The following is a 26,014-nucleotide window of genomic DNA, read 5'->3' as shown; positions in this document are numbered from 1 at the left end:
TCGGTCCGCCCGGCCTCGATGCTATGCCCGCGGCTTCGTGACGTCTGCGGGAGCCTGCGGCGCCCCGTGCCCCGCGGCCGGCCGCTCGGCGCGCCGCAGCAGGGCCGCGGCGAGCAGGCCGCCCGCCAGCACCGCGGCCGCCCCGACCAGCTGGCTCGTCTCCAGGCCCGAGGCGAACGCCTCCTCGATACGGGACCGTTCCCCGGCGCCGTCCGCTCCCGCCAGCGCCGCCGGGAGGGACACCGCACCGACCGCCGCGGGAACGAGCGCGGCGAAGCGGGAGTTCAGCACGGCGCCGAGGACCGCGACCCCGAGCCCGTTGCCGAACTCCGCGAGCGTGCCGTTGATCCCGGCGCCGACGCCCGCCTTCTCGGGCGGGATCGCGCTCATGATGGCGTTCGCCATCGCGGGCATCGACAGGGCCACGCCCGCGCCCATGACGACCAGGCCGAGCAGCATCCCGCCGTAGCCGTGGGAGCCGAGCAGGGCGATCGCGGCCAGTCCCGCCGAGACCAGCGCCATGCCGGAGGCGATGACCGCGGGCGTGCCGAGCCTCCCCACCAGCCGGGCGCCGACGCCCGTCAGATTGAGCGCGACGACGGTGAGGGCCAGCGGGGCGGTGCGCAGCCCCGCGTCCAGCGGGCCGTACCCGAGGACGAACTGGAGGTGCTGGGTGAGCAGGAACAGCGACCCGGTCATGCCGAACGCGACGAGCACCGCGCCGGCGACCGCGCCGATGAAGCGCTGGTCGCGGAAGAAGTGCATGTCCAGCATGGGGTAGGGGATGCGCAGCTCCCAGAGCACGAAGCCGCCGAGCACCAGCAGCCCGGCGCCCGCCGCCCCCAGCACCTCGGCCGAGCTCCAGCCGTGCTCGGGACCGGAGATGATCGCGTAGACGACGGCCGTCATACCGACCGTGGAGAGCAGCGCGCCCAGCAGGTCGGGGCGGTCGCCCTGGGGGTTGCGGGACTCCGGGACGAGGGCGACGACCGCGAACAGGCCGACGGCGGCGACCGGGATGTTGATCAGGAAGATGGCGCCCCACCAGAAGTGGTCCAGCATCACCCCGCCGACCAGCGGACCGGCCGCGAAGCCGAGGGAACTCACGGTGGACCAGAGGGCGATGGCCTTCACCCGCTCGGTGTCGTCGAAGATCTGCACGACGACGGCGAGGGTGGTGGTCATCAGGAGCGCCCCGCCGACGCCCATCCCGGCGCGGGCCGCGATGAGCTGGGCCGACGTGCCCGCGAGCCCCGCGGCGAGCGACCCGACGCCGAAGACGGCGAGCCCGGCCACGAGCATCCGCTTGCGGCCGTAGCGGTCGGCGGCGTTGCCCGCGGTGAGCAGCAGGCCGGACTGCACCAGCGAGTAGGCGTTGATCATCCACTGGATGTCGGTGGTGGAGGCGTGCAGTTCACGGGTGAGGGAGGGGATCGCCACGGACAGGACGGTGTTGTCGAGCAGCACGGTGAGCTGGGCGAGGCAGATGACGCCGAGGATCAGCCAGCGCTGCGGATGGCCCGCGGGGGCCGTGCGGTTCGCGGCGGTCGTCGCCGTCATACGGACTCCTTGTACGGTGTAAGGGAGTGTTCTCTTACACCGTACAAGGACTCTCGTACGCCGTATAGCGCTATTGCGGGTCGGTCAGGTCGTAGAGGGTCGCTCCACCCACGGTGACCTGGGTGAACGTCTCCTGGACCCAGGCCGAGATCTCCGCGGAGGTGCCGCCTCCGGGGCCGCCCATGCCGCCACCGGCGCCGGTTCCACCGGTCTCCGCGCCACCCCCGCCGGGTGCGCCCGCACCGCCCGTGCCGCCGCCGGCGATGAACCAGTGGATCCTGCCGTCGGACACGTACTGCTTGAACTGCGCGAGCGTCGGGGAGGGGTCGCTGCCGTTGAAGCCGCCGATCGCCATCACCGGTTCCTCGGTGGCCAGTTGGTAACTGGCGGCGTTCTGGGAGCCGATCGCTGCGGCGGCCCAGGTGTAGTCGTCCGCGTTCTCGGTGAGCGCGGCGGCGGTCTCGGAGTCGACGTCGGCGCCGTTCAGCAGGCCGCCCATGCCGCCACCGCCGCGGCCCGTCCCTCCACCGCCCGGGAAGCCGGTGCCGGTGCCGTTGCCGCCGGGACCGTTCCCGTCGGTGCCGTCCCCGGCGCCGCCGGGGACGCCGTTCCCCTGGCCGCCGCCCGCCGTCCCGCCCCCGCCCGGGAAGCCGGCGGGCGGGGCGCCGTTGCCCGGACCGCCCGGCCCGCCCTGGCCGTCCCGGCCGCCGCCCGGGGGCTGCATCCGGCCGCCGTCGCCCCCGCCGCCCGGGAAGCCGCCGGGGCCGCCCCGGCCGCCCGCCACCGCGGGACCGGCCGTGACGATCGAGCCCGCGTGGCCCTCGCCGAGCGTGGTGACGGTGTACGCCGCCGGCCCGGCCAGCGCCGCCGCGAGGCCCAGCCCCGCCGCGCCGAGGGCCACCGCACGCGCCGCCCGGCCCGTCCGGCTCGCGACCAGCAGGCCCACGGCGGCGGCGATGCCGGCGGCCGGCACGGCCACCCGCAGCCACGGCAGATAGCCGTCGCTGCGGCCCAGCAGGATGTACGACCACCAGGCCGTCAGCAGGATCGTCCCGGCGAGCGCCGCCGACCACAGGGGCTTCGCCCGCTCCTCCCAGAGCATCGTGCTGCCCATGCCGACCAGGGCGGCGACATAGGGCGCCAGGGCCACCGTGTAGTACTCGTGGAAGATCCCGGCCATGAAGCTGAAGATCCCGGCCGTGACGAGGAGCGCCCCGCCCCACACCAGGAACGCCGCCCGCGCCGTGTCCGTGCGCGCCGCGCGCCGGGTGAGGACGAGCCCGGCGAGGAGCAGCAGCAGTGCCGCGGGCAGCAGCCAGGCGATCTGGCCGCCGATGTTCCCGGCGAACATCCGGTCGATGCCGGTCTCCCCCCAGCCCCCGCCGCCGCGGCCGCCGCCTCCGCCTCCGACGCTGCCGGTCTCCTCGCCGTTGAGACGGCCGAGTCCGTTGTAGCCGAAGGTGAGTTCGAGGAAGCTGTTGTTCTGGGAGCCGCCGATCCAGGGCCGCGAGGACGCGGGCCACCATGCGACGATCGCCACCCACCAGCCGCCGGCGAGCACGACGGTCAGTCCGGCGAGGGCGAGCTGGCCGAGCCTGCGGCGCAGCGGCGTCGGGGCGCACACCGCGTACACCAGCGCCAGCGGCGGCAGGATCAGGAACGCCTGGAGCGTCTTCGTCAGGAACGCGAGGCCCACCGCGACGCCCGCCCACACCAGCCACGCGGTACGCGCCCCCTCCAGGGCGCGCAGCACGCAGTGGACCGTCACGGTCATGAGCAGCGCCAGCAGCGCGTCCGGGTTGTTGAAGCGGAACATCAGCGCGGCGACCGGCGTCAGGGCGAGCACCGCGCCCGCGATCAGCCCGGCCGCGGGGGTGAAGCGCCGCCGCACCGCCGCGTACACGACGCCCACCGTGGCGACGCCCATCAGCACCTCGGGCAGCAGGATCTGCCAGGAGCCGAGGCCGAACAGCCGCACGGACAGGGCCATCGGCCACAGGGCGGCCGGGGGCTTGTCGACGGTGATGGAGTTCGCCGCGTCGGACGAGCCGAAGAAGAACGCCTTCCAGCTCTCGCCGCCCGCCTGGACGGCCGCCGAGTAGAAGGAGTTGGCGTAGCCGGAGGCGCCGAGGTTCCAGAGGTAGGCGAGCCCGGTGACCAGCAGCAGCGCGAGGAAGGCGGGGCGTACCCAGCGAGGGTCCGACTCCCGGCCGCGCCACAGGCGGTGGACCGCGGCCGGGCGCGCCGGGGCCGGGGCGGCGGGCGGACTGGTGGTGGTCATCGTGCGATCCCTCGGTTCGTCTCGTCGGCGGTCCGGGCGGCCGGCGCGCCGGGCAGCCCGGCGGGGGCGTTCCGGACGGCGGGCGCCGGGGCTGCGGGGGCGGGGGCCCCCGGGGCGGGGGCTGCGGGAGCGGGGGCGGTGAGGGGGGCGGCCCGGAGCGCGGGGGCCACGGCCGGGGCGCCGGCCGGCTGTCCGGCCTCATGGGCGGGCTCATGGCGCCGTTCGGGGAAGACCCAGGCCCGGAGGAGCAGGAAGCGCAGCACGGTCGCGGCCAGGTTCGCCGCGATCAGCACGGCCAGTTCGGTGCCGTGGGAGGGGTTGCCGGCGGCGGCGTCGAGGGCGGCCAGCGAACCGCTGGTGAGCGCCAGTCCGATGCCGAACACCACCAGCCCCTGCGCCTGGTGGCGGACTGCCCGGTCGCGGCCGCGCACCCCGAAGGTGAGCCGGCGGTTGGCGGCGGTGTTGGCGACCGCCGACAGCAGCAGCGCCGCCGCGTTCGCGGCCTGCGGACCGAGGCCGGTCCGGAAGGCGGAGTAGAGCAGCAGGTACAGCAGCGTCGACAGGACGCCCACCGCGCAGAAGCCGACCAGTTGGCGGGCGAGGCCGCGCGGCACCCCGGGGAGCGCCCGGTCGCGCGGGTCGTCGCCGAACGGGCGGGCCAGCCGGTCCAGCGGCAGCGCGCCGACGGCCAGCGCCCGGCCCACCCGCCACACGCCCTTGAGGTCGTCGGTCGCGGTGCGCACGAGGTGGACGCTGGAGTGCGGGTCGTCGACCCAGTCGACGGGGACCTCGTGGATCCGCAGCCCGGCCCGCTCGGCGAGCACCAGCAGCTCCGTGTCGAAGAACCAGCCGGTGTCCTCGACCATCGGCAGCAGCCGCTCCGCCACGTCCCCGCGGATCGCCTTGAACCCGCACTGCGCGTCGGAGAACCGCGCGGCGAGCGAGCCCCGAAGGATCAGGTTGTACGCCCGGGAGACGAACTCCCGTTTCGGCCCGCGCACCACCCGCGAGGAACGGGCCAGCCGGGAGCCGATCGCCAGGTCGGAGTGGGCCGAGATCAGCGGGGCGACCAGCGGGAGCAGCGCGTTGAGGTCGGTGGACAGGTCCACGTCCATGTAGGCGAGCACCGGGGCGTCCGACGCCGACCAGACGGCGCGCAGCGCCCGGCCGCGGCCCTTCTCCTCCAGCCGGTACGACCGGACCTCGGGCAGGCGCGCCGCGAGTGCCGCGGCCACCCGGGGCGTGCGGTCGGTGCTGGCGTTGTCGGCGACGGTGATCCGGAAGCCGTACGGGAAGGTGCGCGTCAGATGGTCGTGCAGCCGCAGCACGCACGGTTCGAGGTCGGTCTCCTCGTTGTAGACGGGGATCACCACGTCGAGCACGGGCGGACCGGCGGTCCCCGCGAGCAGATGCTCCCGGGCCGGAAGGGTCCCCCGAGGGGTGTCGGTTCGCATGCGTCCGACACTTCCGGGGGCCGCTGTCACGGCGGTGTGGTGAGCCTGTGCCGCACCTGTGAGCCGGGCCGGGGGCGCCGGGTCACGGGGCGAGCCGCGCCCCCGGGACCGCCGCCGGAGCGGCTCCCGCGGCCACCGCCGGGAGGGTCACCGCGAAGACCGTGCGCCCGGGGGCCGAGGTCACGGCCACCGAGCCGCCGTGCGCCGCGATCACGGCGTGCACGATGGCCAGGCCGAGCCCGGTGCCGCCGGCCTGGCGCGAGCGGGAGGCGTCGCCGCGGGCGAAGCGCTCGAATATGTGCGGGCGCAGCTCGGCGGGGACACCGGGCCCGTCGTCCTCGATCTCCAGCAGCACGGCCCCCGGCCACGCGGCACCCGCGTCCGCCGGGCCGTCCTCGTCCGCCGGGCCGCCCGCCCCCGGGGGCGGGGCCGTCCGCACCCGGGCCGTGACCACACTGCCGGGCGGGGTGTGGGTCCTGGCGTTCGCCAGCAGGTTGACCAGCACCTGGTGGAGCCGGGCCGGGTCGCCGTGCACGGTCGCGGGGTCGTCCGGCAGCTCCAGCCGCCACACATGGGCGGGACCGGCGGCGCGGGCGTCCGCGACCGCGTCCACGACCAGCGGTGAGAGATCAGTGCTCTCGTACGAGAGCGGCCGTCCCGCGTCGAGCCGGGCGAGCAGCAGCAGGTCCTCCACCAGCCCCGTCATCCTGGTCGCCTCGGCCTCGATCCGGCCCAGCGCGTGCCGGGTGTCCGCCCCGACGAACTCCAGCGGGTCCGGAGCCCCTTGGGGCTCGCCGCCGGCGGAAGGGCCGCGCCCGGCGGGGTCCGCCGGCGCGGCGCCCCGCGCCCAACGGCGCCTGGTCAGCTCGGCGTAGCCGCGGATGGACGCCAGCGGTGTGCGCAGTTCATGGCTGGCGTCGGCGACGAACTGCCGCACCCGCGTCTCGCTCTCCTGCCGCGCCACCAGCGCCGAACCGACGTGTCCCAGCAGCCGGTTGAGCGCGGCGCCGACCTGCCCCACCTCGGTCCGCGGATCCGCCTGGGCCTCGGGTACCCGCTCGTGGAGGGCCACCTCCCCGCTGTGCAGCGGCAGTTCGGAGACCCGGCGCGCGGTCGCGGCGACCCGGCGCAGCGGCCGCAGCGCCACCGTCACCATGGAGGCGCCCGCGAGCCCGGCGGCCACCAGTCCGGCCCCCGTGACACACACCTCGACGACGATCAGCGTCCCGAGGGCGTCCTGCACGTCCCGGGTCGGCACCCCGACGAGGAACGCGCCCCGCGCCCCGTCCGCGTACTCGACCCGGTACCCGCCGCGGCCCGGCAGGTCCACCGTGTGCGGCTCGCCGTCGCGCGGCACGGACGCGAGCGCCTCGCGCTGCGCCGTGGTGAGCTGCTGCTCGGTGGGCGCGGGGCCGGACGGCACTTCCTGGGTGCTCGCCACCGCGGAGTCCACCCGGCCGTCCGCCCCCACCAGCGCGCCGACCGTCCCGACGGGCGCGCCGCCGCCGGTGACGAAGCCCAGCGGGGCCCGCTGGGGCAGATCGCCCCCGGGCGGCATGACGCCGTCCCCGGCGGGCGGTCCCGCGGCACGCGCGGCCACGGCCCCGAGCTGGTTGTCGAGCTGGCCGTACAGGTAGGTGCGGAAGGCGATCGTCGTGACGGTGCCGATCACCGCGCACACGACCGCGATCAGCAGCACCGCCGACACGACCAGTCGTGTCCGCAGCGACCACGGCCGGCGGCCGGCGGGCTGCTCAGGCACCGGGCACTGCCTCCCCGGGCTTGATCAGGTATCCCGCGCCGCGCCGGGTGTGGATCATCGGGGCGCGTCCGGCGTCGATCTTCCGGCGCAGATAGGAGATGTACAGCTCGACGACGTTGGCCTGGCCGCCGAAGTCGTAGCTCCACACCCGGTCCAGGATCTGCGCCTTGCTCAGCACCCGCCGCGGGTTGCGCATCAGGTACCGCAGCAGCTCGAACTCGGTCGCCGTCAGATGGATCGAGTCCCCGCCGCGCGTCACCTCGTGGCTGTCCTCGTCGAGCGTCAGGTCGCCGACGGCGAGCAGCGACTCGCTGCGCACCACGGCGGCCCGGGAGCGCCGGATCAGACCGCGCAGCCGGGCCACCACCTCCTCCAGCGAGAACGGCTTGGTGACGTAGTCGTCGCCGCCCGCCGTCAGACCGGCGATCCGGTCCTCGACCGCGTCGCGCGCGGTCAGGAACAGCACCGGCACGTCCGGCAGGTCGCGGCGCATCCGCCCCAGCACCGTCAGCCCGTCCATGTCCGGCAGCATCACGTCCAGCACGACCGCGTCCGGCCGGAACTCCCGCGCCGCGCGCAGCGCCTCGGTGCCGTCCGGAGCGCTGCGCACGTCCCAGCCCTCGTAGCGCAGGGCCATCGACAGCAGCTCGCCGATCGGCGCCTCGTCGTCGACCACGAGCACCCGGACGGCGCTGCCGTCCGGCCTGAGCAGTTCGGTGCGCCCCTGGGGCGAGGTGATGGTCATACCCGCCACGGTGGGGGCCGGTCCTGAGAGCGTTCTTGCCCGAACCTGTGAATTCCCTGAGAAACGCCTCCGCCCGGCCCGGCCCGCCCGGCCCAGGCCCCGCCCGGCCCTTCCGCCGTTTCTCGCCCCGCCCCGCCCGGCCTGCCCCGCCTGGCCCGGCCTGTCCCTTACCGCCCGCCCCGCCCCGTCCCCGCCCGGCCCGGCCCGGCCCGCTCAGGCGGCGCGCAGCAGGGCCGCCCCGTTGTCGTGGCAGACGGCCCGCAGCCAGTCGTCCCCGAGCTCCAGCCGCTCCAGCGCCCTGAGCTGGTGCAGGTAGGGGTACGGGATGTTGGGGAAGTCCGTCCCGAGCACGATCCGGTCGCCCAGCGCGGCGAGCCGCGCCCGCTCCGCCACCGGGAACGGCGCCATGGCCTCGCTGAAGTCGGTGAACGCCATCGTGGTGTCCAGGCACACCCCCTCGTACCGCTCGGCGAGCCCCAGGAAGTCCGTGTACTCGGGCATGCCCATGTGGGCCACCACCAGCCGCAGCCGCGGATGGCGGACCAGCACGCGCCCGACCGGCTCCGGCCCGGTGTGCTTGCCCGGCGCGGGCCCCGAGCCGCAGTGGATCACCACCGGCACCCCGGCGTCGGCGAGCAGCCCCCACGCGGGGTCGAGCAGCGGGTCCGCCGGATCGTAGGCCCCCACCTGCACATGCGCCTTGAACACCCGGGCGCCGCCGTCGACCGCGTCGCGTACGTAGCCGGCCACTCCCTCCTCGGGGAACAGCGTCGCGGTGCGGGCGCAGTCGGGGGTGCGGTCCGCGAAGCCGGCGGCCCAGTCGTTGAGCCAGCCCGCCATGCCGGGCTTGTGCGGGTAGAGCATCGAGGTGAAGAGCCGCACCCCGAAGGAGCGCAGCAGCGCGACGCGTTCGTCCTCCTCGTGCCGGTAGGAGATCGGCCACGCAAGGCCCGTCAGCGGGCCGACGGCGTCGAAGTACGCCCACACCTTGCGCAGCACCCGCTCGGGCATGAAGTGGGTGTGGACGTCGACCAGCCCCGGCAGGCCCAGCCGCGTCCAGAACTCCCGTACCTCCACCGCCTCGTCCGGGCCGGGCGCACCTGCCAAGCCGGGCGCACCGGCCGGACCGGCGTCGGGCGCGGCGTCGGGGCCGGTCTCGTCGTGCGGGCCGCTGCCCGCCCCAGGTCCGTTGCACATGACGATCACCCTCCGGCCCGGCCCCCGCCCCTGTCCACCCTCCGGGGCCGGCGCTCCGGCCCCGGAGGGCGGCGGCGGTCAGAAGAGTCCGCCCTGCTCCCCGCGGACGGCGGGCATCGCGCGCACCGGTACCTCGGCCCCCGCGTCCGCGCCGGCCCGCACCAGCGACCAGCCCGTGAGCAGCCGGGTGTCCACCACCAGCAGGCCGTCGCCGGGCGTCCGCAGATGCAGATCGGGCCCGGCCACGGCGGCCAGCCGCCCGCCGACCGCCCCGCCGTCCACCAGCTCCCGCACCACCGCCGTCGCGGGCGGCAGCCCGTCGAGGCCGAACACCTCCGCGTGGTCCACGACCCGGCACTCCAGCCGCTCCAGGGTCTCGGCCCACCCCGGGAGCGCGGCGGCCCGCGCGTGCAGCGAGACCACCTCGGCCGCCCGCTCCCCGGCCGGCGGCAGCGCCGCCCGCACGGCGCGCTTGGCGTCGTACGGGATCCGGTCCGGCACCCCGAGCGCCGCCCGCAGCAGTTCCTCGGTGCGCCGGGCGGCCATCAGCGGCCCCCGCCCGAGCCAGGTGTACGCCACCGCCCCCTGCTCCCTCAGCCGCGCCGACCCGCGCGCCTCACCGGTGATGCCCACCTTCACCAGGCCCGGCCCGAACCAGGCCAGGTACACCCGGTAGGGGCGCGGGTCGTCGGGCATCGTGTCGGCCGCGACCGAGTGGGCCCGGTCGAGCCGCGCGCACTCGGCGCACCGCGCCTGCGCCGTCCGTCCGGGGACGACGGCGGTCAGCGGGCAGGCGTTGCCCCGGGCGCCGACGCAGTGCCGTTCGCCCACCGCCCGGAAGCCGATCTCCCGGCCGGGTGTCAGCGGGCTCACCCGCCCGCCCTCCCAGCGCAGTACGGCCCCCGGCCCGTCCTCGGGCCAGCCCGCACCGGCGCACCGCCACGCCCCGTCCGTCGCCCTCCGCGCCCATCTCACCGCGTCGCCCTCCGCGCCCCGTTCACCGCGTCGCCCCCGGCCCGCCGTTCACCCCTCGCCGCGGTGGTGCGCGTCGGCGGCCGCCTGGATCCCCGCGACGTACTCCCGCCAGTGCGCCTCGTCGCCCTGGGCCTCCCGGTCCGCTCCGCCCTTCCCGTCGACGAGTTCGCGCACGATGTCGGCGTGGCCCGCGTGCTGCGCCGTCTCCGCCACCATCCGGACGAGCAGCACGCCGAGCGTGGTCTCCCGGCGCTCCCGGGGCCAGTGCGCCACCGACCCCGCCGAGTCCAGCTCCAGTTCCCCGACCGTGCGGTCTCCGTGGGCGCAGGCGCGCCGGTACAGCCCGATCAGGTAGTCGCTCGACTCGTCCGCCCGCGCCCACATGTCGGCGCCGTCCCAGACCGATCCGTCCTCGACCCACGCCAGCTTCTCGGGCGCGGGCCGCCCGAACGACTCGCCCAGGTACGCGTACTCCACGCCCGCCAGGTGCTTCACCAGCCCGAGCAGACTGGTGCCGCTGGGCGTGAGCGGCCGGCGCAGGTCGTACTCGCCCAGCCCGTCGAGCCGCGACAGCAGCCCGGCACGCGCCTCCCGCAGCTTGCGGTGCAGCTCGTCCTTCAGATCCACCACGATCGCCTCCCGGCATCCGCGTCCCGGGCCGGGGGCACCCCCGCACCCGACCACCCGCCGGGACAGTACGCCCCGCCACTGACAGTCCCGCGGACGTCGCCGGCGCACGACGAAACGAGAGAGGCCCCGGACTCTCGTCCGGGGCCTCTCTGCGCTGTGCACTCGGCAGGATTCGAACCTGCAACCTTCTGATCCGTAGTCAGATGCTCTATCCGTTAAGCTACGAGTGCTTGTGCTTCTCGGGCTTTTCTGCCCGGTCGGCGTTGCGTGGACAACATTACATGACCTGCGCCGTCACGCGAAATCCATTAGGCACACCCCGCCTGACCTGCACAAACACCCGAACGGCCGCATGCTGCGCCCGCGGGGGCCGGGGTGCGGCGAGAGCGGGGACACCGCAGCAGCCGCCCTCCGAGGGACACCGGACGAGCCGCCCTCCAGGGGGTGCGGCGGACGCGGTGGGGCCCCGCGCACGGCAGCGGGTCCGGGAACGACCGAAGCCCCGGCCGGGAGGCCGGGGCTTCGGTGATCTGACGGCGGAGGCGGAGGGATTTGAACCCTCGATGGGCTTTAAGGCCCAAACCGCATTAGCAGTGCGGCGCCATAGACCGGACTAGGCGACGCCTCCAGCACACCCGCGCGAGCGCGGATGGTGCGTGCAGATGATGACACAGCCCTGCGGCTCGCCACCAATCGCCGTCCACGGTACTAGGCCCCGGGCCCGCAGGGCAAAGCACTTGCGGTTGCGCAACGCCGCGGCGTGCGCAGCGTTAGAGATGCCGGGGCCAAGGTCCCCGGCATCTCCCGTGATCGTCAGGAGCACCCATGCTGCGCCGTCTCGTCCTCACCGCCACCGTGTCCGCCGCCGCGCTCGCCGCCGCCGTGCCCGCCGCGGTCGCGATCACCCCGCCGCTGCCGCTGCCGCTGCCCGTGCCGGTCCTCGGACCGGCCGACACGCCCGAGGACGTTCCCGACCGGCTGAACGTGGTCGTCTCCCAGACCGGGAACACCCGGACGGACGGCAGGTACGACCTGGAATGCGGCCCGGCCGGCGGGACGCACCCCTCGGCGGCCGGTGCCTGCGAGCGGCTCGACCAGTTCGCCCGCGACGGGGCGGACCCCTTCGCGCCGGTGCCCGAGGGGCAGATGTGCACCCAGCAGTTCGGCGGCCCGGCCACCGCCCGGGTCACCGGAACCTGGCGCGGCCGCCCGGTGGACGCCACGTTCGACAGGTCCGACGGCTGCGAGATCTCGCGGTGGCAGGCGCTTGAGCCGGTACTGCCCAACACCAGGTCATAGGCGGATGGCGTACGCCATCCGCACACAACCTTGGTGAGAGCTCCCCCTCATCCACCGTCTGAGCGCCCCTCGCTGCGCTTAGACTCCCTCAGTGACAGGCCGTGGCCCGAGGGGCAAGATGGGACCGGCCGTCCGCAATACGCAGTAGGTCAGGGAGGAACCGTCGTCGTGAGCAGCAGGCCATCCCGAGGCGCTGCTCGCCTCGCAGCCATACTCGACGCCCTTCCGGACGGGCTCGTCCTCGTCAATGCCAACGGCACGGTCGTCAACGCCAACAGCATCGCGCTCGACCTCTTCGAGGCGCCGGGCACGGCTCTGGTGGGGCGGGGCCTGCTCGACCTGGTGCCGGACTTCGACTCCCGGCTGATCCCCGGGTCCATGCGCCGCCCCGACCCGGCCGACACCCGCGGCCGCACCAAGCCCGCCCGGATGATCGCGCGCCGCACCGACGGCAGCGAGTTCCCGGTCGAGGTGACGAGCGCGAGCCTGGACGGGCGCGAGGCGTACGACTCGGCCGGCGGATACACCGGCGACGAGCTGCTGATGCTGGTCGTCCGGGATCTGACCGGGACCATGGACACCGAGGCGGAGCTGGCGCGTTCGCAGCGGCAGACCGAGATGATCCTGCGCGCCGCGGCCGAGGGCGTGGTGGGCACCGACACCGACGGCCGGGTCGTCCTGGTCAACCCGGCCGCCGCGCAGATCCTCGGCTTCCGCGCCAGCGACCTCGGCGGCCAGGAGCTGCACCCGCTGATCCTGCACTCCCGCGCGGACGGCGACCCGTTCCCGTACGAGGAGTCGCCGCTCGCGGACACCCTCAAGTCCGGGCGCAAGCACCGGGTGCGCGGTCAGGTGCTCTGGTCGAAGAGCGGCGCCCGGGTGCCCGTCGACCTGACCACGGCCCCGGTCCGCGACGGGGACCAGCTCGTCGGCGCGGTGATGACCTTCACCGACCGGCGGCCGTTCGACGAGGCGACCGAGAAGCACGCGGCCGAGCTCGCGGCGACCGAGGAGCGGCTGGGCGGCGAGCTCGCCGAGACCACCGAGCGGCTCACGGCCGAGCTGACGGCGGCGGCGGAGAAGCACGAGGCCGAACTGGCGGACCGCGCCGAGCGGTACGCGGCCGAGCTGGAGGCCGGCGCCGAGCGGTACGAGGAGCTCACCGCGCGGCACGCCCAGCTCACCGCCGTGCTCGGCGACTCGCTCCGCGGCCCGCTGGAGGAACTCCGCGCCGAACTGGGCGCGCTCGCCGCGGACCCGGCCGGGCAGCTGTGGCCCGAGGCGAACCAGATCCTGCACCATCTCGCCGCCGGATACGCCCGGATGACGACGCTTGTCGACAATGTGCTCGGCTACCAGCGTCTGGACACGGGCACCGAGCGGCTCGCCAAGGCGAACGTGCTGCTCGACGGGATCGTCGCGGCCGGTGTCGAGGGCGCCGTCGAGCTGATCGGCCCCGGGCGGGTCCAGTTCGCGGTGCACGCGCCGCCGATAGAGGCCGAGGTCGACGGGGCACGGCTGGCGACCGCGCTCGCCCACCTGGTCGCCGACGTCGCGGGCGTCGACTCGACGGGCAAGGCCCGTGTGGTGCCCGGCGGCGGCTACGTGGACTCCACGATCGTGGTCGCCGCGGCGCAGCGGGGCGACGTCGTGCGCATCGAGGTGCGCGGGCCGTTCGCCGGCGGCGACCCGGTGCACGCCCCGATCGTGCACGGCATCGTCCGGGCCCACGGCGGCGTGCTCCAGACCCACGAGGTGCCCGGGACCGGCGGCAGCGCGTACGTCCTGGAAGTGCCCCTCGGCGAGGGCTCCGGGACGGTGCCGCCGCCTGCCCCGGCCGCGGCGGACACCCCCGCCCTGCCCGCCCAGCAGACGGCCGGCACGGCGTCCTCAGGCGGCGGGCGCCGCCGGGCGCGCCGCGCGTCGACCGACGCCTTCCTGGAAAGCCCGGTGGCGGCGGAGGACCCGGTGGCGGCACAGCCGCCGACCGGGCGGCGCCGCGCGGGCCGTCCGGACGCGGAGCCGGTCCCCGCGGGGGACACCGACGGGCGGTCCGTCCGCCCGGAGGGCGGCACGGACGGCGGCACCGGCCGCCGTCGGGGCCGTCCCAGCCCCGCGGAGCAGCCCGCCGCGCCGCAGGCCGCCGAGGGGTCGGTGGTGACGGCCGCCGAAGGCGCCGGAGGCCGGGCCGCGTTCGGGGAGACCGTCCCGCCGCAGGGCGTGCCGGTCGACGCGCACGGCGTGGCCGGACCGCCGTCGGGACGGCGTGCCCGGCGTGAGGTGGAGCCGCCCCGCAGCGGACTGCCCGAGCTCGCGGCGGCCTCCCCCGAAGGGGCCCCGCAGCCCGCCGGACGCCGAGCCCGCCGGGCGCTCGCGGCCGCGCCGCGGCCCGAGCCGGAGGCCCCCGCCCGCAGCCCGTTCGCGCTCCCGCCCGCCGAAGCCGACCGGGTGCCCGCTCCCGCGCCGGCCCCCGACGCCGAGCGCCACGACCCGGTGGCCGCGGCCCCTGGCCACGAGCAGCACACGCCTCCGCAGCAGCACCCCGCCCCCACCGGCAGGCGCCGGGCGGCCGCCCCCGCCGACGGCACACCCGCCCAGGGCGTTCCCGTCCAGGGCACCCCCGCGCACGGCACCCCGGCCGAGTCCGCCCCGGCGGACGGCACGCCCGCCGGAGCCGCCGCGTCCGACGGCACGCCCGCACAGGGCGTCCCGGCGGCCGGGTCGACGCCCGCGCCGGGCGTCCCGGCCGGGACCACGCCCGCCCAGGGCACGCCCGCGGGCGGGACCCCGGACACCCCGGCGGAGGCGGAGCCCGGCACCGGTCCGGTGCGGGTGCCCCCGGCGAGGGTGGCCCAGCCGCTGCCCGCCGAGGAGCCCGCGGCCGACTCGACGCAGGGGCGCGCCTTCAGCGTCCGCACCCTCGGCCAGGGCGTCCCCTTCGCCCAGCACCTCACCCAGCAGCAGAACCAGTCGCTCGGCTCCGGCCGCCGCCGCAAGCTGGGCACCCGCCAGGACAGCGAGCTGCCGGAGGCCGCCGCCCGGCCGCACCCCCAGCCGCAGGCCGCCCCGGCGCCCGCTCCGGCGCAGCCCGCCGCGCCCGCCCCGGGCGCCTCGCGGCTGCCGGCCGACCGCTCCGAGGGACGCGCCTACGCCATAGGGGCGCCCGACGACGGCGCCGAGGGCCCGCAGCCGCTGGACGGCCCCGGGGGAGCGGTGGAGGTCGCCAACCGTCCGCTGCCGCAGCCGGTGGACGACGAGCTGCCCCCCGAGCCGCTCGACAACCCTCGCAGGCTCCTGGTGTGGCCCGCGCCGGACGTCTCCACCCAGCAGGCGCTGAGCGACCGCGGCTACCGACCGGTGGTCGTGCACTCCCGCGAGGAGGTCGACGCCCAGATCGCCGCGTTCCCCGCGGCGCTCTTCGTCGACCCGCTGACCGGCCCGATCACCCGGACCGCGCTGCAGTCGCTGCGCCAGGCCGCCGTCGCCGCCGAGGTCCCGGTGCTGGTGACGGCCGGTCTCGGGCAGGCGACCCGGGAGGCCGCGTACGGCGCCGATCCCGCCGTGCTGCTGAAGGCGCTCGCGCCCCGCGACAGCGAGCAGCACCCCTCCCGGGTGCTGCTGATCGAGGAGCACGAGGAGATCGCGCTGGCGCTCACCGAGACGCTGGAGCGGCGCGGGATGCAGGTGGCACGGGCGGGCGCCGACGCGGACGCCGTCACGCTGGCGGGCCAGATGCGCCCCAACCTCGTGGTGATGGACCTGATGCAGGTGCGCCGCCGCCGGGCCGGGATCATCGACTGGCTCCGGGCGAACGGCCAGCTCAACCGCACCCCGCTCGTCGTCTACACCTCGGCCGGGCTCGACCGGGCCGAACTGCCGCGGCTGGCGTCCGGGGAGACGGTGCTCTTCCTCGCCGAACGCTCCACCAGCGACGAGGTCCAGGCGCGCATCGTCGATCTGCTGGCGAAGATCGGCACCAACTGACGGGAGCCGCACCGCCGTCGGCCCGGGCGCTCGCCAACGGGACCGGCGGCGGGCGGGCGGCCCTCCGTGGACGGGCGGCAGCGGACCTGCCGCAGGGGCGGGCGTGGACGAGCGGCGGCGTACATGCCGCAGCCCGCCGTGAACGGGCGGCGCCGGACATGCCGCAGGGGCCGGCGGTCATGACCGCCGGCCCCTGCGCGTGCGTCACACCCGGGTGCGTCACACCCGGGAGCGTCAGAGCTGGGTGACGTCCAGCTCGCCGTCCGCGTACTGCCTGCGGATGACCTTCTTGTCGAACTTGCCGACGCTCGTCTTCGGCACGGCGGGCACCACGGCCCACCGCTCCGGGAGCTGCCACTTGGCGATCTTCCCCGCCAGGAACTCCTTGAGCGTCTCGTAGTCGGCGGTCGAGCCCTCCTTCAGCACGACCGTCGCCAGCGGACGCTCGCCCCACTTCTCGTCGGGGACGGCGACCACGGCGGCCTCGGCGACCTCGGGGTGGGCCATCAGCGCGTTCTCCAGCTCGACGCTGGAGATCCACTCGCCGCCGGACTTGATGACGTCCTTCGCCCGGTCGGTCAGCGTCAGATAGCCGTCGGGGCTGATGACGCCGACGTCGCCGGTCTTCAGCCAGCCGTCCTCGCTGAACTTGTCGGCGGGCCGGAGGTCGTCGCCGCCCGCGCCGCCGTAGTACGCGCCCGCGATCCACGCGCCGCGCACCTCCAGCTCGCCGGCGGACTCGCCGTCCCACGGCAGGAACTCGCCGCCGGGTCCGGCCAGCCGGGCCTCCACACCGGACGGGAAGCGGCCCTGGGTGACGCGGTACGGCCACGCCTCCTCGTCGCTCAGACCGGCCGGCGGGTGGGCCATCGTGCCGAGCGGGGAGGTCTCCGTCATGCCCCAGGCCTGGCAGAGACGCACACCGAGCTTGTCGTACGCCTCCATGAGGGAGGGCGGACACGCGGCGCCGCCGATGGTGACCTGCTTCATCGAGGACAGGTCACGGGGGTTGGCGCCGACCTCGGCGAGCAGGCCCTGCCAGATGGTGGGGACGGCCGCGGCGTGCGAAGGCTTCTCGCGCTCGATCATGTCGGCGAGCGGAGCGGGCTGGAGGAAACGGTCCGGCATCAGCATGTTGATGCCCGTCATGAACGTGGCGTGCGGCAGGCCCCAGGCGTTCACATGGAACTGCGGCACCACGACGAGGGTGGTGTCCTTGTCCGTCAGGCCCATCGACTCGGCCATGTTGACCTGCATGGAGTGCAGGTAGATGGACCGGTGCGAGTAGACGACGCCCTTGGGGTCGCCCGTGGTGCCGGAGGTGTAGCACATGGCGGCGGCGCTGCGCTCGTCCAGCTCCGGCCAGTCGTACGTCTCGGGGCGGCCGGCGATCAGCTCCTCGTACTCGTGGACCTGCGCCTCGGTGTCGGCCAGCAGCGACCGGTCGCCGGGGCCGGAGACCACGATGTGCTCGATCGTCGGCAGGTGCGGAAGGAGCGGCGCGAGCAGCGGCAGCAGCGAACCGTTGACGATCACGGCGCGGTCGGCCGCGTGGTTGACGATCCAGACGAGCTGCTCCGCGGGCAGGCGGAGGTTGAGGGTGTGGAGCACGGCGCCCATGGAAGGGATCGCGAAGTACGCCTCGACGTGCTCGGCGTTGTTCCACATCAGGGTGGCGACCCGCTGGTCGCCGTCTATGCCGAGCTCGTCCCGCAGGGCGTTGGCGAGCTGCGCGGCGCGGCGGCCCGTGTCGGCGAAGCTGCGGCGCTGTGGTTCGGGCTCGCCCGTCCAGGTGGTGATCTGCGACTTCCCGTGGATCGTCATCCCATGCTGAAGGATGCGGGTCACAGTCAGCGGTACGTCCTGCATGGTGCTCAGCACGGCGTCCTCCCGGTGGGCGCTGGCGCTACGGTGCGACAAGGTGGGAAGATTCTGCGCACATACCAAGCGGTATGTCACTACCCGGGGGTAATGAATCCCCGCACATCACGGAACGTCGCCCTTCGTCCCACCCCCGGCGGGACTCGCCCGAAGGGTCCGGAGGGCGCCCCCGGCGGGCCCGGACCGGCGGCGCACGGGTCGATCGGCACACACGGCCGGTCGGCACACGGACCGGTCGGCACACGCGGCCGGCGACCGGGCAAGCCGCGGGTGCCCCGAGCGGCGGGTGGCCTCGGCGGCAGAGAGCGTCAGCGGCGGGCGGGTGAGAGCTCCGGGTCCTCGCGGAGCTTGCCGAGCGCCCGGGACACCGCGCTCTTGACCGTGCCGATCGAGACGCCGAGGACCTCGGCCGTCTGGGCCTCGCTCAGATCCTCGTAGTAGCGCAGCACGACCATGGCCCGCTGGCGGTCCGGCAGCTTCATCACGGCACGCCACATCGCGTCGTGCAGCACCTGGTGCTCCGCGGGATCGGCCACCGGCAGCACCTGCGGCTCCGGCAGCTCGTCGCAGGCGAACTCGTCCACCTTGCGCTTGCGCCACTGGGAGGTGCGGGTGTTCACCAGGGCGCGGCGCACGTAGCCGTCCAGCGCCCGGTGGTCCTCGATGCGGTCCCACGCGACGTACGTCTTGGTGAGCGCGGTCTGCAGCAGGTCCTCCGCGTCGCTCGGGTTCGCGGTGAGCGACCGTGCGGTGCGCAGCAGCACGGGCCCCCGCGCCCGTACGTACGAGGAGAAGGAGCTGTAACGCGTGTACGACGGCACCGGCGCGGCGGCCTGGGAGGCGTACGTACAGACTGGCGTGGTCATGGCTCCACGCTAGGAGCGGGACCGCCGCGAGGGATCGGCCCCAGGGACCGAAGCCGTGTCCCCCTCAGGTTGTAGGGCCCGAGGGCGCCGCACCTCCTGAAGGTGGAGGGCCGCCCCCGACGACCCCCGGCGTACGCCCCCGGTGCACGGCGCCCGCGGGCAGGCGCCGCACCGCGGACGGCCGCCTGCCCCGGCCGCCGCGGCACCCCCGGCGGACGGCCGTCCACCTCACCCCCTGGACCCCGCCCCCGCGCCCCCGGCCCCCTCGCTCCCCAGCCCCGCCCCCCGACCCCCCGGCCCCCCTCGGGCCGGCCTACCCCCCGGGTGCCGGCCCCCCGCTGTCGGCCCGGGCCGCCGCGGCGAGGAGCGCGAGCGCTGCCGCGGCGGCGCAACGAACGGGACGGACAGGGGCCATGTCTTCTCCTCCACAACGGTGCGGGGCTCTCCCGGTGCGAGCGGTGAACGCCGTTCGCGGGATCAGAGCTGCCCACCGAAACCCCGGCGAACCGCCCGAGCCGGGGCGATTCGCTCGCAAGCGTGAGCACCCCCGGCATAAACCCCTCCGATACCTGGCGTTCCATCGACCCCACCGGCCCCGCAAGCCCCGGGACGAACCGTTTCACCACCCCCCGCCCCACCGTTTCCCCCTTCCCTTCTTCGAACGCTTGTACGAAAATGATTCCATGGCCATCACCGACCGGCAGACCGCCACCCTGGCCCTCGCCCACGCCCTCACCGCAGCCGAGCGCGGGCTCCCCGTCATCCCGCTGTCCGCGAACAAGCTCCCCGCCCTGCGCTCCCCCCACCGGGGCGAGCCCGAACCCTTCGCCTGCCGCGGCGAGTGCGGCAGGCCCGGTCACGGCGTGCACGACGCCACCTGCGACCCCGCCGCCGTGCGCGCCCTCTTCGCCGCGGCCCCGTGGTCCACCGGCTACGGGATCGCCTGCGGACGCCCGCCGTACCGGCTGATCGGCATCGACCTCGACGTCAAGGCGGAGACCGACGCGACGGCGGAACTGCGCCACCTCGCGCTGGAGCACCTGTTCACCGTCCCGGAGACCGTCACCGTCCTCACCCCGAGCGGAGGCCGGCACCTCTGGCTGACCGGCCCGGCCGGGGTGACCGTCCCCAACTCCGCGAGCCGGCTCGCCCCGGGCATCGACGTCCGCGGGTCCGGCGGCTACCTCGTCGGCCCCGGCTCCGTCACCGCGCAGGGCGCGTACCGCCTGGCGCCGGGCACCGCTGGGCTGCCTCCCGCGCCCTGCCCACCCGCCCTGCTGCGCCTGATCGCGCCTCCCGCGCGCCCCCGGCACGCCGCCCCGCGCCCGGACCCGGAGCACGCGCGGCGGACGGCCGCCCAGGGGCAGGGCCTCGTCCAGTTCGTCCTCGCCGCGCGGGCGGGCCAGCGCAACACCCGGCTGTTCTGGGCCGCTTGCCGCGCCTACGAGCACGGCTTCGGCGACGCGCTCGCCGACGCGCTGACCCGGGCCGCGGTGGGGGCCGGGCTGCCCGAGCACGAGGCCCGGGCCACCATCGCGTCGGCCGCCCGCCTCACGGCCCGACCGCGGACATGACATGGATCACAAAAGTGATCTTCCCTTCCGAGGCAACTGCCCCTGATCGGCCGGTTCGTCCACCCCGGGCTCCCGGCCGCCGCGGCGGCGGCCGGGACAACCTCCTTCCTCCCCTCGCATAACCGGTCATACGATCACCCGGCGGTCCTGCGTGAGTTGACCCCGCACCGACCGCTCTCCGGACGCCCGACCAGCTCCGGATCCGTACCGCGCTGCTGATCTGTGCCCGGACCCAGAAGGTGCCTTCGTGAAACTCCGCCGCATCCTCGCCACCGCCGTCGTCACCGCGGTGACCACCCCCGCCGTCCTGTTCGCCGCCGGCACGGCGCTCGCCGAGACCGGCCCCGGCGACCTCCGCACCACCGTCCGGGAGTCGGCGACGGCCGCCGACAACGACGACGACACCCCGTCGATCGACGAACTCCGCAAGGCCGCCGAGGAGGCGCGCAAGGCGTACGAGGCGGCCCTCGCGCGCAAGACGACCGCGACCGCCCTCGTCGAGGCGCTCACCAAGGACGACCACCCCCTCGTCGTGGCGGCCGCCACCGCCCGCAAGGAGGCGGACGCCGCCAAGGAGGCCGTCACGGCGGCCGAGACCGCGCTCACCGCGGCACAGACCGAGCTCGACGAGCTCCCCGAGACCGCCACCGACGAGGACAAGGCGGCCGCGGAGGCGAAGGTCGCGGAGGCCGAGAAGACCCTGGCGGACGCCGGCACGGCCTCGACCGCCGCCCAGGAGAAGGCGAAGGCCGCCTCCAAGGCCGTGGACGACGCCCGCGTCGCGGCCTTCACCGAACTGCACCTGGCCGGCGTCGCGCTGGACGCCGCGAAGGAGGCCAAGGAGGCCGCCGACGAGGCGCTCGCCGAGGCCCTGGAGAACCAGACCTGCGCGGTGGACGACGACCTGACGTCGGTCGCCAAGGACCTGCCCGCCAAGATCACGGCGGGCACCACCGTCGACTTCACCGTCACCGTCACCAACGGCACCGGCCGCACCCTCGACGACGTGAACCCGTTCGTCTTCTTCCACGCCACCACCGGCGACGACTACGACATCGTCGACGAGCACTTCACGCTCGAATGGGCCCCCTCCGGCTCCGACACGTGGGAGGACGTCACCGAGGGCACCTACGCGGGCTCCGTCGGCCCGCTGAAGCCCGGCGCCGCCGAGGACGTCAAGCTCCGCCTCACCGTCGACGCCAAGGCCCCGGCCGGCGACGGCATCGCCTACATCGCCGCCGACTACGACAACGAGGACGGCTCCTGCGGCGGCAACGACATGACGGAGTACGACTTCGACCTGCTCGCCGCGGCCGGCCCCGCCCCGACGCCGTCGCCCACCGGCGGCACCACCACGCAGACCACCACCGTCACCCCGCAGGGCGGCACCAACGGCACGCTGGCGGCCACCGGTTCGTCCTCCGCCCTGCCGCAGCTCACCGCGGCCGCGGCCACCGCCCTCGCCCTCGGCGCCGGCGCGGTCCTCGTCGCCCGCCGCCGCAACTCCGCCTGATCCCCGGGGAAGACGCACCGGACCGGTGGCCACCCGCCTCTCGACGGCCCCGCCGCAGCGGACACCCGCCGGCACGGCCACCGGTCCCGCCCCGAGCTTGCGAGCACCCTGGGCACCGCCAGCCTAACGACGGCCGCAACGCCCCCGGCCGCCCCAGCACACGCCGAGGGGCGGGCCTCCGTGTCGGAGGCCCGCCCCTCGGCGTGTGCTGTCGCTGTGCTGCAGGCGGTGGGTGTGGGATTTGAACCCACGGTGACTCGCGCCACGACGGTTTTCAAGAGCGTCGCGCCTTGAGCGCGAACCACGCCCTGACCTGCGCAGACAACTCAAGCTCTCCCAATAGCTGCTGCCTTGGCCCACACATGGCCCACTGCCTGCCTAGGCGTCGGGCAACGGCGCTCCCCACGCGCGCTCTGTGAGTTCACCCCACACACCCGGGGCGACGGTCCGAGGGTCGACGGCTTCACTGGGTGCTGAGCGCTTGTACGTCCCGTTCGGCTGCTCGGACCTGTCGTAGTCCTTGACCCAGAAGACGCGCCGTATGAACTTTCCGGGCACGTCTCCGCTGGGGGCATCCGAACGAAGCACGGCGTAGCCGACCCGGCGCCCGTGCCCGCTCCACGGCACGGGACGCCGACGAGTCGAGACAGACAGTGCGACTGACTGCCTGACGTAGTCGAAGCTCTCGATGTCCTCCGTCCATTCGATGCCGTCCTCGTACTCCAGAGCCCTTGGATTCTTGGCCAACGTTCCTCCATCAGTCTCGCCAGTCAGAGCCACGGTGTGGCTGAACCAAGCAGGCAGACCATCATCTTCTCAGTGGTGTTCGAACTTCACCATGATCTTTGAAAAATCGGCTGACCGGCTAGCCCGGTGCTGACAAAATGTCCCCATGGAAAAGATCCACTCAAAGGCAACCGAATTGACCCTCGCCGCCGCCGCAGAAGTTCGCAGTCCGGGAAACCCTGAACCCTGGGATTATGGGTGGTGCGTGGAAACTTACCGACACTCCCGGCAGGCTTCGATTTCCTCCCCAAACGGACCGGTTAGCCTTTCCGAAGAAGGGGTGATGAAACTTGAAGAGCTTCACGAATTGCTCGCCAAGCAGGCACAGGTGCGCGACCGCTGGAGCCTGGAAGAACTCTGGGGGTACCTAGCAACACTTGTAACATCCGTGCACGCCACGAAGGAAAGAGAAGACAAGGCAAGGGAATTCCTAGCGTGCATCATTTACACCGAGCCTTCACTCGTGGTATTCCCCGTGTCAAACGTCGCTTGGGAAGGAGCGCCCCTAAGGATTGGAAAGAAGAACGTCATCGGCAACCTGAACGATGCATTCGTTGAGGAAGTGCAACAACTGGGAGGGCGTGCCCAAAACCATAAAGCACAGGTAGGGAGTTACATTAATCAACTCAAACACAGGCAACCGCGCGTGGGGTTTGCTGCCCTGGTTCCAGGGCAACGCGGCATGGCACGTTCACAGGCGGAGAGAAACCTACAACTAGTAGTTGACCTCACGATGCTACTGGTCACCGAAAAGAGTGAACGGAACCTGTGGTCCCTGAGAGGGGATACCAATCGACCCGGCGTGAGAGGGATCACGCTAGACCGTAAAGTCGTTGAGGTCGGGTTGAGAGAGTCTGGCGATGACGTTGAACTCTACTCCTCACCCTTGCTGATCGATGCACTCGGGCGACATGGTGGAGTCTCATGGCGCAGCGAGGATCCGATTCCTCTGATGGATCTACTGCAGGGCGATTTTCTCCGCAGCGCCGTTGAACGATGCCTCATACAGGAGAATAGCTTTCTCCGCCGACTGCACGTTGCCGCACGCTGGTTCGCGGAGAGCTACTGGGCGTCGGCTCAGGATGATGCAGCACTAGCTGCGGGCGTCGCGTTGGATGCTCTACTGGGATCTAAATCGGCTCTTCCTGGACGTGCGATGAAGGAGCGGTATGCCCTCCTTGAGGAGGATCCCGGAATCAGATCTAAACGCGCGAAGGAGTACGAGGAAATTTACGCCGTCAGAAGCGTTGTTGCCCATGGCGGAGAAACGCGGAAGCTCAGCGAAGGAAACTTTCTTAGAGATATGCAAGACTCAGTAACCTGGGCCGCTTGGAGGCTCCTTGAAGCGCACTCCACCTTTTCAGTGTCCACCGAGAAGGAGTTGGAATCGCTACTTGAAGACCTCCGATGGGGGACCCGCCAATGGCCAGCGAATGAGAGTTCCGAATAACGTTCAGTCGACGGTTAAGCGGGAGCTACCCTGAGGCGAACCAGGGGGCCATAGACAGCACAGGAAGGCGAGGCTGGCACCCGCCTTCCTGTGCTTCAGTGTCCGCCTACGTTGCCCTCAGGAGCCCTCAAAGCGCCAGGCTTCGAGCTCGTGAAGTGCTTGCGCCCTCGCTTGGATTACTGCCATTCGAGCGTCACGTTCCTGCGCATGCGAGTGCGAGGCCTGGCTCGTTACCTGCCCAGGCCACTTCCGGTAGAGCAAGCCTGTTTCTTCGGTGAACCAACCGCGGGATACCGCGCTCAGTGCGAGCAGAAGCCCCGTGTCCTCGGACGCCGGCAGAGCCATCCACCCTCCGAGTGCCAGTACCAGGTCGCGCCGCGCGAAGAGCGTCGCCGGGTGCACCTGTGCCCGGAAGTCGTGCGTCTGCCAGTGCTTGAGCACGGCACCGCGATCGATAGGGCCGTTCGGGGGGTCCTGGTCGAAGCCGACTGTCGATCCGTCTGGCAGCAGATCCAGAACCCGGGAGGTGGCCCACCCGAGTGACGGGTTCGCCGTGAGCGCTGCCAGGTCACGGGCCAATGCGCCCGGCGTGAGCATGTCGTCAGCGTCGAGAACTTTCACGTACTCGCCGACCGCACGCGAGAGACCGAGCGTGCGCGCCATGCCGGCTCGCCCCGGGCGCCCCTGGGCAAAGCTGACACGCGGGTCATCATCGGGAACGTGCGGAGCGACCTCATCGGTTTCGCCATCTTCCTGAATGACCCACTGCCAGTCCCACCCCTCTGGAAGCTGCTGTTCGAGCAGGGACTTGTACGCGTCCGCCAGGTGATGGGCAGCGGGAGCGTGTACGGCGGTGACGACAGAGATGCGACGGCTCATGTTCACCACCGAGCCAGGTTCGTCGTGAAGATCAGTTCTGTCCGGTCACCAGGCAACACCACGTCAGAAACCTCCACCACTCGGCCTCTCGTGTCGATGGACGTCTTGCGCAGGACGATCACCGCAACGCCTCCCTGCAACCCCAGCTCCTCGGACTCTTCGACCGTGGGCGGCCTCGCCGTGACGCGCTCCACCACGCGGTCCAGCTCGATCCCCACCGTGTGCAACTGATTCTGCGTGCCCCCGGGCCAAGGCTCGTTGGACGGGTCCATGAGGGCCGGATTCGCCGCGATCATGTCGCGGACCAGGTACGACCGCGCGATGTTAAACGGGACATCCTCGTCCCGGTGATTGGTGCGGTAGACGCGTTCGAGTAGCAGCGTCCCGGCGGCCACGCCGAAGTGCTCCGCCAGGTCCTCGTTGGCCGGTACATCCGCGAAGGTCGCGCGGAACTCAAGATCGGAGATCGTCAGACCTGTGTCCCGCTCGGTGGCTCCGGTGGTCTGCCTCTCCGCCTCGCCGGCCCTTGCGCGGTCCTTCTCCCACTGGTGACGGGCGTTGTCCCGTCGGACCAGGTTGCGCGGCTTGCGGACGAAGTTGCCCACACCGTGCTTCTTGTCGATCAGCCCTTCCGAAAGGAGCAGGGCGAGCGCGTCCCGCATCGTCGGCAGGCTGGTTCTGTGCTCCTTGGCGAGCGCCGTCTCAGCGGGAAGCCGCTGACCAGGCTTCAGCTCACCAGCGCGGATGCGCTCGCGGAGCTGCCCGGCGATCCGCTCGTACTGCTTCGCCATCGTGGCTTCACCATCCCTGCTTGTCGACGGATTCAGCATAAGTCCTCAAGAGGAGTTGACGACTGGCTCTCCGTTCGCCATAGTCAAGCTACTCCTTAAGAGGAGTTGAGGACAGGATCTCTTTAGCAGCACCCTGTCCTGCCGATTTATGCCCGCTCCGGCCCCTGGGGTCGTTCAGAGGGTCGCGCAACAACTGGACAGCGTGATCCACCGCGTATGGACGGCCGTGAGGACACCGGCCGAGGTGAGTGGAGACCAGCCGACCGAGACTGGGCCCGCGTCACACCCGGGCCCTACACCCCGTAGGGGGACACGCCATCGGCTCTAAGACCCGCGTGGCATCTGTCCTGATCACCCCTGGGAACCAGACCTCCCCATGGCGAGGGG

The 26,014-nt window shown here is 73.4% G+C and carries 18 protein-coding genes and 2 tRNA genes; 5 read left to right on the top strand and 15 right to left on the bottom strand.

The annotated features are described in order from the left end of the window. Positions 1–21: 21 nt before the first annotated feature. The 10 genes from JE024_RS18000 to JE024_RS17955 all read right to left on the bottom strand — a co-directional run bounded on the left by JE024_RS18000 (position 22) and on the right by JE024_RS17955 (position 11,232). Positions 22–1,560 (bottom strand): MFS transporter, encoded by a 1,539-nt coding sequence (locus JE024_RS18000; protein ID WP_205374574.1) that lies wholly within the window; start codon positions 1,558–1,560, stop codon positions 22–24. Between the two features lie 70 nt (positions 1,561–1,630). Further along, a complete protein-coding gene (locus JE024_RS17995; RefSeq protein WP_205374573.1) occupies positions 1,631–3,841 on the bottom strand; it encodes an ArnT family glycosyltransferase in 2,211 nt (736 codons plus the stop codon). Next, positions 3,838–5,295 carry a bifunctional glycosyltransferase family 2/GtrA family protein gene (locus JE024_RS17990; protein ID WP_205374572.1) on the bottom strand — a complete coding sequence of 486 codons (1,458 nt, stop codon included), beginning with the start codon at positions 5,293–5,295 and terminating at the stop codon, positions 3,838–3,840. The genes JE024_RS17995 and JE024_RS17990 overlap by 4 nt, the downstream gene beginning before the upstream one ends. 82 nt (positions 5,296–5,377) lie before the next feature. Continuing rightward, positions 5,378–7,057 carry a HAMP domain-containing sensor histidine kinase gene (locus tag JE024_RS17985; RefSeq protein ID WP_205374571.1) on the bottom strand — a complete coding sequence of 560 codons (1,680 nt, stop codon included), beginning with the start codon at positions 7,055–7,057 and terminating at the stop codon, positions 5,378–5,380. Further along, entirely contained in the window at positions 7,050–7,802 is a 753-nt protein-coding gene (locus JE024_RS17980) for a response regulator transcription factor (protein ID WP_280521563.1), read from the bottom strand. Before JE024_RS17980 ends, JE024_RS17985 begins: the two co-directional genes overlap by 8 nt. Positions 7,803–8,015: 213 nt before the next feature. Continuing rightward, a complete protein-coding gene (locus JE024_RS17975; protein ID WP_205374570.1) occupies positions 8,016–8,999 on the bottom strand; it encodes an amidohydrolase family protein in 984 nt (327 codons plus the stop codon). Positions 9,000–9,077: 78 nt separating this feature from the next. Next, on the bottom strand, positions 9,078–9,974 hold the full coding sequence (locus JE024_RS17970) for a DUF2797 domain-containing protein (protein ID WP_205374569.1): 897 nt from the start codon (positions 9,972–9,974) through the stop codon (positions 9,078–9,080). 48 nt (positions 9,975–10,022) lie between these two features. Beyond that, positions 10,023–10,604 carry a DinB family protein gene (locus JE024_RS17965; protein ID WP_205374568.1) on the bottom strand — a complete coding sequence of 194 codons (582 nt, stop codon included), beginning with the start codon at positions 10,602–10,604 and terminating at the stop codon, positions 10,023–10,025. A gap of 157 nt (positions 10,605–10,761) precedes the next feature. Continuing rightward, positions 10,762–10,834, bottom strand: a tRNA-Arg gene (locus JE024_RS17960). Positions 10,835–11,141: 307 nt separating this feature from the next. After that, positions 11,142–11,232 (bottom strand) — tRNA-Ser (locus JE024_RS17955). Between the two features lie 197 nt (positions 11,233–11,429). Between JE024_RS17955 and JE024_RS17950 the strand changes: the two genes are divergently transcribed. Together JE024_RS17950 and JE024_RS17945 are read left to right on the top strand one after the other, a co-directional pair. Continuing rightward, a complete protein-coding gene (locus JE024_RS17950) occupies positions 11,430–11,903 on the top strand; it encodes an SSI family serine proteinase inhibitor (RefSeq protein ID WP_205374567.1) in 474 nt (157 codons plus the stop codon). A gap of 168 nt (positions 11,904–12,071) precedes the next feature. Further along, positions 12,072–15,887, top strand: a complete 3,816-nt coding sequence (locus JE024_RS17945) for a response regulator (protein WP_205374566.1) — start codon at positions 12,072–12,074, stop codon at positions 15,885–15,887. A 234-nt stretch (positions 15,888–16,121) separates the two neighbouring features. On the opposite strand, the gene JE024_RS17940 is transcribed toward JE024_RS17945, so the two are convergent. Next, positions 16,122–17,768: a long-chain fatty acid--CoA ligase gene (locus JE024_RS17940; protein WP_205376592.1), complete on the bottom strand. Its 1,647-nt coding sequence runs from the start codon at positions 17,766–17,768 to the stop codon at positions 16,122–16,124. A 308-nt stretch (positions 17,769–18,076) separates the two neighbouring features. After that, positions 18,077–18,634 carry a SigE family RNA polymerase sigma factor gene (locus JE024_RS17935; RefSeq protein WP_205374565.1) on the bottom strand — a complete coding sequence of 186 codons (558 nt, stop codon included), beginning with the start codon at positions 18,632–18,634 and terminating at the stop codon, positions 18,077–18,079. Between the two features lie 683 nt (positions 18,635–19,317). Here JE024_RS17935 and JE024_RS17930 point away from each other — a divergent pair. Both JE024_RS17930 and JE024_RS17925 read left to right on the top strand, forming a co-directional pair. Beyond that, positions 19,318–20,208: a bifunctional DNA primase/polymerase gene (locus JE024_RS17930; protein ID WP_205374564.1), complete on the top strand. Its 891-nt coding sequence runs from the start codon at positions 19,318–19,320 to the stop codon at positions 20,206–20,208. A 247-nt stretch (positions 20,209–20,455) separates the two neighbouring features. Continuing rightward, complete coding sequence (locus JE024_RS17925; RefSeq protein WP_244882937.1) at positions 20,456–21,721, top strand: LAETG motif-containing sortase-dependent surface protein; 1,266 nt, start codon at positions 20,456–20,458, stop codon at positions 21,719–21,721. Positions 21,722–22,099: 378 nt separating this feature from the next. On the opposite strand, the gene JE024_RS17920 is transcribed toward JE024_RS17925, so the two are convergent. Next, positions 22,100–22,468: a DUF6009 family protein gene (locus JE024_RS17920; protein WP_205374563.1), complete on the bottom strand. Its 369-nt coding sequence runs from the start codon at positions 22,466–22,468 to the stop codon at positions 22,100–22,102. 145 nt (positions 22,469–22,613) lie between these two features. Here JE024_RS17920 and JE024_RS17915 point away from each other — a divergent pair, with 145 nt between their 5' ends. Then, the gene (locus tag JE024_RS17915) at positions 22,614–23,957 is read left to right on the top strand and encodes a HEPN domain-containing protein (protein ID WP_205374562.1); all 1,344 of its coding nucleotides are present in this window, start codon (positions 22,614–22,616) and stop codon (positions 23,955–23,957) included. 117 nt (positions 23,958–24,074) lie between these two features. Here JE024_RS17915 and JE024_RS17910 read toward each other — a convergent pair whose 3' ends face one another. After that, entirely contained in the window at positions 24,075–24,836 is a 762-nt protein-coding gene (locus JE024_RS17910; RefSeq protein ID WP_205376590.1) for a glycosyltransferase family 2 protein, read from the bottom strand. A 2-nt stretch (positions 24,837–24,838) separates the two neighbouring features. Next, on the bottom strand, positions 24,839–25,627 hold the full coding sequence (locus tag JE024_RS17905) for a GntR family transcriptional regulator (RefSeq protein WP_205374561.1): 789 nt from the start codon (positions 25,625–25,627) through the stop codon (positions 24,839–24,841). Positions 25,628–26,014: the final 387 nt, after the last annotated feature.

Origin of the sequence: Streptomyces zhihengii (assembly GCF_016919245.1) — a bacterium.
GTDB lineage: Bacteria > Actinomycetota > Actinomycetes > Streptomycetales > Streptomycetaceae > Streptomyces > Streptomyces zhihengii.
The sequence above is the reverse complement of the archived record's forward strand: the minus strand, read 5'-3'. Positions and strand labels throughout refer to the sequence as shown.